The 12,883-nt window shown below is 29.8% G+C and carries 15 protein-coding genes and 1 tRNA gene; 15 read left to right on the plus strand and 1 reads right to left on the minus strand.

Translation table 4 applies throughout. From position 1 onward, the window contains the following. Positions 1–51 precede the first annotated feature (51 nt). The 4 genes from uvrC to MENTO_RS00530 all read left to right on the plus strand — a co-directional run bounded on the left by uvrC (position 52) and on the right by MENTO_RS00530 (position 3,390). The gene (gene uvrC, locus MENTO_RS00515) at positions 52–1,818 is read left to right on the plus strand and encodes an excinuclease ABC subunit UvrC (protein WP_099650962.1); all 1,767 of its coding nucleotides are present in this window, start codon (positions 52–54) and stop codon (positions 1,816–1,818) included. A 58-nt stretch (positions 1,819–1,876) separates the two neighbouring features. Further along, a complete protein-coding gene (greA, locus tag MENTO_RS00520) occupies positions 1,877–2,347 on the plus strand; it encodes a transcription elongation factor GreA (protein ID WP_099650963.1) in 471 nt (156 codons plus the stop codon). Between the two features lie 38 nt (positions 2,348–2,385). Then, entirely contained in the window at positions 2,386–3,258 is an 873-nt protein-coding gene (rsmI, locus tag MENTO_RS00525; protein ID WP_099650964.1) for a 16S rRNA (cytidine(1402)-2'-O)-methyltransferase, read from the plus strand. 56 nt (positions 3,259–3,314) lie between these two features. Beyond that, a tRNA-His gene (locus MENTO_RS00530) sits at positions 3,315–3,390 on the plus strand. Positions 3,391–3,427: 37 nt separating this feature from the next. Here the strand turns inward: MENTO_RS00530 and MENTO_RS00535 are convergent. Next, positions 3,428–3,727 carry a rhodanese-like domain-containing protein gene (locus MENTO_RS00535; RefSeq protein ID WP_099650965.1) on the minus strand — a complete coding sequence of 100 codons (300 nt, stop codon included), beginning with the start codon at positions 3,725–3,727 and terminating at the stop codon, positions 3,428–3,430. Between the two features lie 72 nt (positions 3,728–3,799). On the opposite strand from MENTO_RS00535, the gene rpiB reads away from it, so the two are divergent. The 11 genes from rpiB to atpD all read left to right on the plus strand — a co-directional run bounded on the left by rpiB (position 3,800) and on the right by atpD (position 12,875). Further along, a complete protein-coding gene (rpiB, locus tag MENTO_RS00540) occupies positions 3,800–4,240 on the plus strand; it encodes a ribose 5-phosphate isomerase B (RefSeq protein WP_099650966.1) in 441 nt (146 codons plus the stop codon). Further along, complete coding sequence (locus tag MENTO_RS00545; RefSeq protein WP_099650967.1) at positions 4,224–5,462, plus strand: serine hydroxymethyltransferase; 1,239 nt, start codon at positions 4,224–4,226, stop codon at positions 5,460–5,462. The genes rpiB and MENTO_RS00545 overlap by 17 nt, the downstream gene beginning before the upstream one ends. 46 nt (positions 5,463–5,508) lie before the next feature. Beyond that, positions 5,509–6,132 carry a uracil phosphoribosyltransferase gene (gene upp, locus MENTO_RS00550; RefSeq protein WP_099651520.1) on the plus strand — a complete coding sequence of 208 codons (624 nt, stop codon included), beginning with the start codon at positions 5,509–5,511 and terminating at the stop codon, positions 6,130–6,132. A gap of 123 nt (positions 6,133–6,255) precedes the next feature. Further along, a complete protein-coding gene (locus tag MENTO_RS00555) occupies positions 6,256–6,651 on the plus strand; it encodes an MG406 family protein (protein ID WP_099650968.1) in 396 nt (131 codons plus the stop codon). Between the two features lie 29 nt (positions 6,652–6,680). Continuing rightward, on the plus strand, positions 6,681–7,538 hold the full coding sequence (locus MENTO_RS00560; RefSeq protein ID WP_099650969.1) for a F0F1 ATP synthase subunit A: 858 nt from the start codon (positions 6,681–6,683) through the stop codon (positions 7,536–7,538). An 85-nt stretch (positions 7,539–7,623) separates the two neighbouring features. Next, positions 7,624–7,875, plus strand: coding sequence for an ATP synthase F0 subunit C (gene atpE / locus MENTO_RS00565; protein WP_407657517.1), 252 nt, complete (start codon positions 7,624–7,626; stop codon positions 7,873–7,875). A 28-nt stretch (positions 7,876–7,903) separates the two neighbouring features. Then, positions 7,904–8,437, plus strand: a complete 534-nt coding sequence (gene atpF, locus MENTO_RS00570) for a F0F1 ATP synthase subunit B (RefSeq protein ID WP_099650971.1) — start codon at positions 7,904–7,906, stop codon at positions 8,435–8,437. A gap of 2 nt (positions 8,438–8,439) precedes the next feature. Further along, entirely contained in the window at positions 8,440–8,991 is a 552-nt protein-coding gene (locus tag MENTO_RS00575; protein WP_099650972.1) for a F0F1 ATP synthase subunit delta, read from the plus strand. Between the two features lie 12 nt (positions 8,992–9,003). Beyond that, positions 9,004–10,581, plus strand: coding sequence for a F0F1 ATP synthase subunit alpha (gene atpA / locus MENTO_RS00580; protein ID WP_099650973.1), 1,578 nt, complete (start codon positions 9,004–9,006; stop codon positions 10,579–10,581). After that, a complete protein-coding gene (gene atpG / locus MENTO_RS00585) occupies positions 10,581–11,426 on the plus strand; it encodes an ATP synthase F1 subunit gamma (protein ID WP_099650974.1) in 846 nt (281 codons plus the stop codon). The genes atpA and atpG overlap by 1 nt, the downstream gene beginning before the upstream one ends. Positions 11,427–11,435: 9 nt before the next feature. Then, positions 11,436–12,875, plus strand: coding sequence for a F0F1 ATP synthase subunit beta (atpD, locus tag MENTO_RS00590; protein ID WP_099650975.1), 1,440 nt, complete (start codon positions 11,436–11,438; stop codon positions 12,873–12,875). The last annotated feature ends 8 nt before the right edge of the window (positions 12,876–12,883 follow it).

Raw genomic sequence — 12,883 nt, forward strand, 5'->3', positions numbered from 1 at the left:
CCCTTTATTTTAGGGTTTTATTTTTCTAAAATAATAGAAAGGATAAGTAAAATGGAATTAAAAAATAAGGTTAGCAATTTACCAAATAAGCCAGGTTGTTATTTATATTTAAATAAAGATAATCACGTTATTTATGTAGGTAAAGCAAAAAACTTAAAGAAAAGAGTTTCTTCATACTTTGATAGAGCTCAAAATTTAAAAACAACAAGGTTAGTAAGAGAAATTATTGATCTTGAATATTTTGTGGTTTCAAATGAAAAAGAGTCTTTGCTTTTGGAAGAAAACTTAATTAAAAAATATAGACCGAAATATAATGTGCTATTAAATGATGATAAAGCTTATCCATATATTATTATTACTAATGAAAAAAATCCATCATATAAGTATGTAAGGAAATTAGATAAAAAAGCACTAAGAAGTTTTGGGCCTTTGCCAATAGGTTCAAATGCAAGAGAGACTTTAATAACATTGCAAAGACTATTTCCATTGAGAAGATGTAAAGGTGATTTAGGCAAACCATGTTTACACTACTTTATTGGTCAATGTAGTGGAGCTTGTTTTAAAGATGTTGATAAACAATACTATCAAGAACAAATTAAAAAAGTTGATAATTTTTTCAAGGGAAACATAAATGAAGTAAAAACGATACTTACAAATCAAATGCAGAAAGCAGCTGAAAACTTACAGTTTGAAGAAGCTCAAAGAATTAAAGAACAAATTATAAGTTTAGATTTCACAACAACAAAACAAAATGTTGAGTTTAAAAGTCAAGCTGATGTTGATGTTATAAGTTATTATATTGAAGAAGAAAAAATTGCTCTTGTAACTTTATTTTACAGATCAGGTAAATTGCTTTTCAAAGATGAACATGTACAACTTTATTTTGAACAAGACCTTACTGACTTGATAGATTCATTCATGACTCAAATTTATGAAAAAAATATTTTACCCAACAAAATAATAGTTGACAAAGAAATTGAATTATTTGACATGAACGAAAAATATAAGTCATTATTGACTCATCCCATAAAAGAAGAAGAAAAAATAATTTATCAAATAGCTATAGATAATGCAAAAGAAGCAATAAGAAAATCTAAAATATCTACGACAACTAATATTGGTAATGAAAATGAATTATTATTACAACTACAAGAAAAAGCAAAGCTTAACAAAGAACCATATAGATTGGAAATGTTCGATATATCAAACATTGGAAATGAGTTTATTATTGGAAGTTGTGTTGTTTATATAAATGGTAAACCTGTCAGAAATGAATTTAGAAAATATAACATTGAAAGTAAGTTTAAATCTGATTATGACAGAATGAAGGAAATGTTATACCGAAGATTTCAAAAGGCTCTGCTTGAAAAAAGAATGCTACCAGATTTAATAATCATGGATGGTGGAATAATTCAGGTACATGCTGCAAAAGAAATAATAAATGCATTAGGCTTATCTGAAATACAAATTATTGGATTAGTTAAAGATGAACATCATAATACATCATTTTTGCTTGATACTAATGAAGATGAAGTTAACATAAAAGATCAACCAAAATTGTTTAACTGATTAAGCAGTATTCAAATTAGAGTTGATGAGTATGCAAAGTCAGGATTTAGAAAAAAACAAAACAATTCATTTTTAAAATCAGAACTTGAAGGAGTTGAAGGACTTGGTAAAAAAAGAATTCAAGACTTGTTCAAAAAGTATAATACTATAAGTGAAATTGAACAAGCTGATCAAGAGGATTTATTCAAAATACTTAAAAATAAGAAAGCATTAGACAACTTAAACATATACTTAAAGAACCGAAAATAAATACAATTTTTGAAACAAATATTATATAATTAAAAAGTTAATGAATTAGGAGACAAACATGGCAAAAGAAATTATCTTAACTCAAGAAGGTATTGAGGAATTAAAACACGAATTAAAACACTTATTAGAAGTAGTTCGTCCACAAGTAATCGAAGAATTAGTAGAAGCACGTAACCAAGGTGATTTAAGTGAAAATGCTGACTATGATGCAGCACGTAATCGTCAAGCTGAAGTTGAAGCAAGAATTAAAGAACTTGAAGCAATGATTAGCAAAGCAAAATTAATTGAGGATTCTTCTACAACTGATGGAGCAATCAAAATTGGTTCAAAAGTTAAATTCATCATGTTAAATACTAAACAACAAAGAGAAGTTAAAATTGTTGGAGCTGTTGAAGCAGATCCGTTCAAAGGCTTAATTTCAAATGAATCGCCAATTGCAAAAGCAATCTTGGGTAAAAAAGTTGGGGAATCTGTTGAAGTTAAAGATATCAATTTACCTTACTCAATTGAAATCAAAGAAGTTAATTAATAATTACCCTTGTGGGTAATTTTATTTTAAGGAGAGTTATGAGAAACCAATCAACATTTAAAAATAACAAACCAACTATTTATTTAATAGGTACACCTATTGGAAATTTAGAAGATATAAGTTTTAGAGCACTAGATACTCTTAAAAAGGTTGATGTTATTTGTTGTGAAGACACAAGAACCAGCCAAACCTTTTTAAAGAAATATGACATTAATAAAAAACTTGTTTCACTTCATAAATATAATGAGGCTGAAAGAATTAATGAAATAATAAGAGTTTTAGAAAATCAAAATGATGTAGCAATAATTAGCGATGCAGGTTGTCCTGCTATTAGTGATCCAGGAGCAAACTTTATTAAGCAAATTTTAAATGTTTATGATTGTAACGTGACTAGTGTTAATGTTGGTCCTGCATATATTCATGCAATCGTTGCTAGTGGATATACGGCAAAAGAAAATTACTTTCATGGATTTTTAGAAAACAAAAGTGATAAATCAAAGTTTAATGAATTAAAAGATATGTTAAGTAAAAATTCAAATTCTATAATAAGTTTTTATGAATCAGTTCATAGACTAAAAGACACGATTTTTAAAATGAATGAAATTTTAAATTCAGACCAAAGTGTATTGATAGGCAGGGAATTAACAAAATTAAATGAACAATATATTCAAGGTGAAATCTCAGATGTTAATGCTTTTGTTCAAAGTGAAGAACTTGTTTTAAAAGGCGAATTTGTTGTTGTTGTTGATTCTCAAAAAAAACAAATTGATATTATCAATGATGATGAAATAATTTTATTAGTTGAAGAAGAAATAAAACAAGGATACAAGTTGAAGCAAGCATGTGATATTGTTGGCGCAAAGATTAATAAATCTAAAAATGAGGTTTATCAAATATTTATTAAAAAGTAGATTTTCAATTGACAAATCAACGTAATTTTAAGATAATAAAAACGTTATCTTTTATGGCGCCGGTGGTGAAGTGGTTAACACATCAGGTTGTGGCTCTGACATTCGCGGGTTCAATTCCCGTTCGGCGCCCCATTTAAGCAAAAAACAAGCAGGTAGTAATACCTGCTTTTTATTTTAATCCATATAATCCACCATGAAGAACAAATACATTAGGATAACCTTTTTGTCTATATGTTTTAGCAGTTAGACCGCTTCGCGAACCATAATTGCAAACTATAATTAATTTTTCATTTTTATCAGGAAAAAGTTGTTCAGCTTTTCTTACAACTCCAGGGTATGGAATATTATAAGAGCCTTGGTAGCTTAAGCCAGTCATTTTATCTTCACCAACGCTACGAACATCAATAACTTTGTATCCTTGTTCAATAAATTTATAAAAATCATTTTTATTTATTTCATAATTATTCATAATTCAATCCTTTTATATAAATATTATCTCACTAATAAGTTAAAATTATTAAAAGAATAATGTGGGGGTTTTATGAAAAAGATATATATTGCAAATGATCATACTGCTATTGAAATGAAGAATGCTATTAAAAAACACTTAGTAGGGCAAGGGTTTGAAGTTGTAGATTTAGGTAATAATGATGGAACATCATGTAACTATGCAAATATTGGAATCACTTTAGCTGAAGCTGTAGTTTCTGATACCAATAGCAAAGGTATTGCATTATGTGGCACAGGTATTGGAATTAGTATTGCTGCAAATAAAGTTAAGGGAGCAAGAGCTGGATTAGTTTATGAAGTTCAAACAGCAGAATTAACAAGACAACATAATGATGCAAATATTTTAGCAACTGGAGCTAGATTGATTGCAATTGAAAAGGCACTTTTATTAGTAGATACTTTTTTAAGTACTGAATTTGAAGGTGGAAGACATAAAGAAAGAGTAGGTACATTAGATGAGTACAATAAATAAAAACATTTTAGAATCACTTAGAGGTGAGTTAAAAAGACAACAAGATCATATAGAATTAATTGCTAGTGAAAACTATGTTAGTGAAGCAGTCCTACAATTATCAGGAAGTATTTTAACAAATAAATATGCAGAAGGATATCCAGACAAAAGATATTATGGCGGATGTGAATTTGTTGATCAAATTGAAAAGCAAGGAATAGAGTTAGCTAAAAAAATATTCAATGCTGAACATGCTAACTTACAACCTCATTCAGGAAGCCAAGCTAATGAAGCTGTTTATCGTGCATTATTACAAAATGGAGACAAAATAGTTTCAATGAGTTTAGATGCAGGTGGTCACTTAACACATGGATACCCAATTAACTTTTCAGGAAATAACTATGACTTCAAATTTTATGGAGTAAATAAGGAAACTGAAGAAATTGATTTTGAAGAAGTGAGAAGAGTTGTCTTAGAGCATAAACCAAAATTAATTGTTGCAGGTGCTAGCGCATATTCAAGAATTATTGATTTCAAAAAATTTAAAGAAATTGCAGATGAAGTTGGAGCTTTATTAATGGTTGATATGGCTCATATTGCAGGTTTAGTTGCAGGAGGGGTTCACCCAAATCCAATGGAATATGCTGATGTTGTCACAACAACAACTCATAAAACTTTAAGAGGTGCTAGAGGTGGAATGATTTTATCAAAAGCAGAAATTGGTAAAAAGATTGACTCGGCTGTTTTCCCAGGAACTCAAGGAGGTCCTTTAGAAAATCAAATTGCAGGAAAAGTACAAGCTTTATATGAAGCCGACACTCCTGAATTCAAAAAATATGTTCAACAAGTAGTAGAAAACTCAAAAGCATTTGCTAAAGCATTAGCCGATAATGGGATGCGCTTAATTGCTAATGGAACAGATAATCACTTAATTAATTTAGATGTTAAAAATACTTTAAATGTAACAGGTAAAGATGCAGAAAAAATACTTGAAAGTATTGGAATAGTTTCAAATAAAAATATGATTCCATTTGATACAGAAAAACCTTTTGTAACTAGTGGTATTAGAGTTGGAACAGCAGCAATGACAACGAGAGGATTCAAAGAAAACGAATTTAGAGAAGTTGCTAGAATTATTGCTAGTGCCCTAAAAGATCAATCACAAAATAACTTAGATAAACTAGCAATTGAAGTTGCAAATTTATGTAAGCAATTCCCAATTTACGAACAATTATCATATTAATGCTTTATAATATTAATAATTTGGACAAATAAGGGGGAAAATGAATATGGCATTTACAGAGTTAAAACATCCTTTGATAATTGATAAATTATCAAGAATGCGTAGAAAAGAAACATCATCAAAAGATTTTAGGGAAAATCTTAATGAAATAGCTCAATTGATGGTTTATGAAATCTTCAGAGATTTAGAACTTAAACCAATTGAAATTGAAACACCAATGACAAAAACAACAGGTTATACAATTGATAAACCAATTGTGTTAGTTCCAATTTTAAGAGCCGGTATAGGAATGTTAGATGGAATTCAAAAATTAATTCCAACAGCAAGAATAGCTCATATTGGGCTTTATCGTGATGAAAAAACTTTAGAAATTCATCAATATTTTGCAAAGAAAACTGAATCGATTGATGAAAGCTATGTAATAATAGTTGATCCAATGCTAGCAACTGGTGGAAGTGCTAACAAAGCAATCAACATTGTTAAAGGTTGAGGGGTCAAAAATATTAAGTTTGTTTGCTTGGTAGCTGTTGAGCCAGGAATAAGTAATGTCTTAGAAAAACACCCAGATGTAGAAATATATGCAGCATCAAAAGATGAAAAACTTTCAGATAAAGGATATATCATACCAGGTCTAGGAGATGCTGGTGATAGAATATTTGGAACAAAGTAAAATAGAAATTTTCTTTTAAAAAAACTCCTTAATTTGGAGTTTTTTTACTTTTTCCAGTTTTGTTTTATTTTTTCTTTATAGGAGTAGAATATTAAAGAACGTAGTAGGCGAGGTGCTACTTGAATGGAATTAAAAAGTATATATAAAAACTGGTTCAAAAACCCTGCATTAACAATTATATTTATAATTAGCTTTTTAACAGGAATGACAATCACTTTGTTATTTGTGTTAAAAATTATTAGTTATAGTTGATTAACAGGTTGGGTTTTAGGTTTAACTTCGTTTTTAGTTGGTATTTTTATTAGTAAGAAGTCAGTTGTTCTTCTTCTTGAAAATGAAAATCATTTTTTATTTTACTTTTTCTTTTTATTAAGAATAGGTGCTTACGCCACTCCGTTATTTATTGCTTTTTTTAATAACAATATTATTTTTGATTATAGAGGTGTATTAGTTGGCCTTAGCCCAATTTTACTATTGCCTTTTACAAATCATAAAATCTTAAATATTAAAAGTTATTAGAAATTTAAGGAGGGTTCAAATTGGACAATATGTTTGAAGGTTTATGATCTTTGACAACACAGTTTAGTGCAATCATCATTACCACAATTCTTATTTGTGCTATTTGTATTACTTATAACATTAAAGTGAGAGGGCAAGAAGAAGATAAAGAATTATCTGGAATGATTGTTATTATCGATATGTTTGTTTCTTCAGTTGAAAACTTAGTTGTTTCAATCATGGGGAAAAAATATCGTAAATTGACTCCATACTTTTTATACATTTGTTTGTATATCATAGTAGGATCATTGGTTTCATTACTTGGTTTTGAATCACCTTCTTCTTCATACACAATTACTTTATCAATGGCTTTTGTTACATTTGTGATGATTTATTATTTTGCATTTAAATATCAAAAATGAGCTTATCTAAAAAGATATATAAATCCAATTGAAATATTTACACAATTTACACCATTATTATCTATGTCTTTCCGTCTATTTGGTAACCTTTTAGGTGGATCAATTATTTTAGGATTAGTGTACGCATTGTTTATTGGTTTCCAAAGTAGTTGAGCACATGGGACAATTAGTTTTGGAGACGAAGGAATGCACTGACCATCATTCGGAATATGAAATGCAGGTGTTTTAGAAGACGACAATGCTTGAAAGATGCAGTATACATACTGATGATCAGGGGTTAATATTTTCACAAGTGCTATAACTCCATTTTTACATATGTACTTTGATATGTTTGATGCTGTTATCCAAGCTGTTGTATTTACAATGTTATCGCTTTCATACTGAGCAGAAGGTATGGGAGAGGAACAAGAGTTAACTCACAAAGGTGAGGGTAGAAATAGTTCAAAAAAAACTCAAAAATTGAAAAAAATAGAATTACAAAAATAAAATAAAAGGAGAATTATTATTTATGTTATTTACAGATTACATGGCAAATTTTTTAGTGGGATACTTTAATGTATTATCAAGTATTATGCCTTTATTAGCAGAATCAACTTCAACAGGTGATGGTCTTAAATTATTAGGAGCTGGAGTTGCTATTGTTGGGGTTGCTGGAGCAGGAATCGGACAAGGTGCTGTTGGACAAGGTGCATGTATGGCAATCGGAAGAAACCCAGAAATGGCACCAAAAATTACTTCAACTATGATTATTGCAGCGGGGATTGCAGAATCAGGAGCTATTTACGCTTTAGTTGTTGCTATTTTATTAATTTTCGTAGCTTAAGAAATATAAAGAAAGAAGGGTGTGTTAAATGATATTTATCGCAGAAACACAAACAGCTGGAGTTCCAGAAATCATAACATCTTTATTTCCTAACTTGCCAAACTTTATTGCGCATGTTATAGCTACAATTGTTTTAATAGTTATATTATCAAAATTGATGTATAAACCATTTAGAAAAACTATTAAAGACAGAAGAAACAAAATAAATGAATTATTAAGCGAGGCTGTGCAAAAGCAAACAGAAGCAAATATGGGTGTTAAAAAAGCCGAAGCATTATTGCAAGACGCTAAAACAGAATCTTCATTAATTATTCAAACTTCAAAAGTTGATGCTGATATTCAAAAAACTCACATCATTAATGAAGCTCACAAATATGCTGACATTATTAAGAATCAAGCAGAAAAAGACATCGCTCAAGAAAGATCAAAAATTGAAGCAGAAATTAAAACAACAATAGTTAATGTTGCGTTTGATGCTGCTGAACAGATTTTACAAAAAGAAATCAATAAAACTAAAAACAAAGAAATTGTTGATGAGTTTATTGAAAACCTTGATAAATAATTATGGTTTTAAAAGATAACGTTATTGATAATTGAGCAAATGCTTTAACAAAAATTGCTGTAAAAGAAAACAAAGTCAAAAAAATGTTAGAACAAGCACATGTGCTAATTGAAGTTCTAAAAAATAAAAATGAATTTGTTGATATTCTTACTTTTAAATCAGCACACGATGAAGAAAAAAGAATCAAAATAATTGATGATACTTTTGGTCAATTTAACATTGATCAAGATATCATGAACGCTTTTAAAATATTAGTTCATATGCAGGCATTTGTCAATGCTAGAGATATTTTAAAAAGATTAAGAGGAAAACTTGTTGAATTAGACAATATGACTTATGGTGTAGTTTGGTCTACTGAAGAAATCTCAGCTAAACAAATTAAGGAAATTGAAGAAAAAATGTCTAAAAAAATTAATAAGGAAGTTAAATTGGTTAACAAAATTGACCCTAAATTAATTGCAGGTATTCAAGTAGTTGTTCATAACAAAGTTTATGATGGCTCATTAAGAAGTAAACTTGATGAAATGAAATATCAAGTATTGAAAGAAAAATAGGAGGTTTAATATATGGCATTAAATATTAAAGAAATCTCTGAAGTTATTGAAAAACAAATAAAAAACTATGGTAAAGACATTATCGAAGCTGAGCAAGGTAGTGTTGTTACTATTGGGGATGGTGTTTCTTTAATTTACGGATTAGACAAAGCTTTAATGGGTGAATTATTAATTTTCCCTAATGATGTTTATGGTATGGTTTTAAGTCTTGAAGAAGGTGCAGTTGGTGCTGTTATTCTTGGGGACTATAAACTTATCAAAGAAGGTGACATTGTTAAACGTACAGGTAAAGTTGTTGAAACACCTGTTGGTGATGCAATGATTGGTAGAGTTGTTAATGCATTAGGTCAACCAATTGATAACAATGGACCAATCAAAACTAAAAAATTTAAACCAGTTGAAAAAATTGCAACTGGAGTTATGGCTCGTAAATCAGTTAGTCAACCTTTAGAAACAGGTATTCTAGGAATTGATGCTTCTATTCCAATTGGAAAAGGTCAACGTGAGTTAATCATTGGTGACCGTCAAACTGGTAAAACAGCTGTTGCTATTGATACAATAATTAATCAAAAAGGTAAAAATGTTAAATGTATTTATGTATCAATTGGACAAAAAGATTCAACAATTGCGCAAGTTGTTGAAAAGCTTAAAAAATATGGTGCAATGGAATATACTACTGTTGTTAATGCAGGAGCTAGTGATTCAGCACCATTACAATACTTAGCACCTTATACAGGTGTAACTATTGGTGAAGAATGAATGGAAAATGGCGAAGATGTTTTAATTGTTTATGATGACTTGTCTAAACATGCGGTAGCTTACCGTGAAATGTCTCTTCTATTAAGAAGACCACCAGGTCGTGAAGCTTACCCTGGTGATGTTTTCTACTTACACTCACGTCTTTTAGAAAGAGCAGCTAGAGTTAATGAAAAATTTGGTGGTGGATCAATTACAGCACTACCTATTATCGAAACTCAAGCAAGTGATATTTCAGCATATATTCCAACAAACGTTATTTCAATTACTGATGGACAAATTTTCTTATCAAGTGATTTATTCATGGCAGGTATTAGACCAGCTATTAATATTGGTCCTTCAGTTTCTAGGGTTGGTTCATCAGCACAAATTAAAGCTGTTAAACAAGTCTCAGGAACATTGAAATTGGAACTAGCACAATACTATGAATTGGAAGCTTTTTCAAAATTTGGTTCAGACTTAGACGAATCAACAAAAGCTACTTTAGATCATGGGGCAAGAATTATCCAAATGTTAGTTCAACGTCAATATTCACCTTTAAATCAAATAGATGAAGCAATTATTTTATTTGCAATTAAATCTCACTTAATTAAATGAATTCCTTTAGAAAACATTAGAGATTTCAAAACTGAAATAATTACATTCTTTAATAATGAAAAAGAGGCGAAAGCTTTAAAAGCTGAATTAGCTAAAAAACTTGAATGAAGCGCTGATCTTGAAAGTGGAATTCAAAAAGAAATTGAAAAATTAGTTGTTAAATTCACTTCTACTTTAAATAACTACAACCCAACTATTTTTGGGGATGAAAAAGAATTTAAAAAATTAGGTAAGTAATGGCAAATTTAAGTAATTTAAAAACACAAATTTCAAATACTCAAGATATCGGTAAAATTACTAATGCGATGCAATTAGTTGCAAGTGCAAAATTACGCCGTATTGGTAAAAAAGTTACTGAAACTCAAGAATATGTATCTGAAGTTTATTCAATTTTTAATGAAATAATTAAACATTCAAGTGAATCAATTTATTTAAAAAATTCTACTAATGATATTAAAAAAACTTTATGAGTTGTTGTTAACTCAAATTTAGGTTTATGTGGTGGATATAACACTAACGTTAATAAATTAGTTATTAGTAATTTCAAAAAAGAAGATCAAATTTATGCTATTGGTTCAAAAGCTGTTTCTGCTTTCAATAGTAAAAAAATGAAAATTAAAAATGAATGTACTGGTGTTGATATTGATTTCTCACCATCACAAGCAAAACAAATTGGTAATGAGTTATTAAGTTATTATTCAAGTGGAGAATTTGATGAAATTCAAATTGTTTATACAAAGTTTATTAACAATGTAACATTTGAACCAACAAAATTAAGAGTTTTCCCAATTATTAAAGAGGATGCTCAAGAAACTTCAAGTAGTTACTATAGCTTTGAGCCAAGTGCTGAAGAAGTTTTAAATAATGCTGTTACTTTGTATTTAAGCACTATAATCTTTGGAACAATTGTTGAATCACAAGTAAGTGAACAAGCAAGCCGTAGATTAGCTATGGAAAATGCAACAAATAATGGTAAAGAATTAGAATACAATTTAAGTATTCAATATAATCGTGAAAGACAAGCATCAATTACACAAGAAATATCAGAGATTGTTTCTGGTGCTAATGCTTTAATGGGATAGGAGAAAAATATGGCAGCAAAAAAAACAACAAGTAAAAATACTGTTAATTCAGCAAATGGTTTTGTATTCCAAATTTTAGGACCAGTTGTTGATGTTAAATTCAGCGAAGATAATATTCCTATGATCTATGATGCTTTGGTTGTAGATAACAATGGAGTTGAATTAGTTTTAGAAGTTGAGCAACACATGGGTGATGAAGTTGTTAGAACAATTGCAATGGGACCAACTGAAGGACTGGCAAAAGGTCTTCCAGTTATTAATACAAATGCTCCAATACAAGCACCAGTTGGTGACGATGTTTTAGGACGTATGTTTAATGTTACAGGACATGCAATTGATGAAAAACCAGAATTCACAGGTAAAAGAATGCCTATTCACCGTGATGCACCAGCTTATGAAGAACTAATTACTAATGCTGAAATTTTGGAAACAGGAATTAAAGTTATCGACTTAATGATTCCATTTGCTAAAGGTGGAAAAATTGGATTATTTGGTGGAGCCGGAGTTGGTAAAACAGTTTTAATTCAAGAATTAATTAACAATATTGCTAAAGCTCACAGTGGAGTTTCAGTTTTCGCTGGAGTTGGTGAAAGAACTCGTGAAGGAAATGATCTTTATCATGAATTTATCGAAGCTGGAGTTTTAGATAAAACAAGTTTAGTATTTGGACAAATGAATGAACCACCAGGGGCACGTATGCGTGTTGCTTTAACAGGTTTAACAATTGCTGAACACTTTAGAGATGAAAAAAACATGGATGTGCTATTATTCATTGATAACATTTTCAGGTTTACACAAGCAGGTAGTGAAGTTAGTGCCTTATTAGGGCGTATGCCTTCAGCTGTTGGATATCAACCAACTTTATCTACAGAAATGGGAGCATTACAAGAACGTATTACTTCAACAAATAAAGGATCAATTACATCAGTTCAAGCTGTTTATGTACCAGCTGATGATTTAACTGACCCTGCACCTGCAACAACATTTACACACTTAGATGCAAAAATTGTTCTTGACCGTTCAATTGCAAGTTTAGGAATCTATCCTGCAGTTGACCCACTTTCATCTTCATCAAGAATGTTAGATCCAGAAATTATTGGAGAAGAACATTACAATGTAGCTTTAGGTGTTCAAGGAACTTTACAAAAATACCAAGATTTACAATCAATCATTGCGATCTTAGGTATGGATGAATTAAGTGCAGAAGATAAATTAATCGTGCAAAGAGCTCGTAAAATAAGAAACTTTTTATCTCAATCATTCTTCGTAGGGGAAAAATTTACAGGTCGTCCTGGACAATATGTAAAAGTATCTGACACAGTAAGATCATTTAAAATGATTCTTGATGGTGAAATGGATGACATTCCTGAAATCTTGTTCTTATATAAAGGAACAGCTGAAGATGTTATTCAAGCATATAATGAAACAAAAGTTAAAAATAAAAAGTAGGTGAATTT

This window comes from Mesoplasma entomophilum (assembly GCF_002804125.1).
GTDB classification, from domain to species: domain Bacteria; phylum Bacillota_I; class Bacilli_A; order Mycoplasmatales; family Mycoplasmataceae; genus Mesoplasma; species Mesoplasma entomophilum.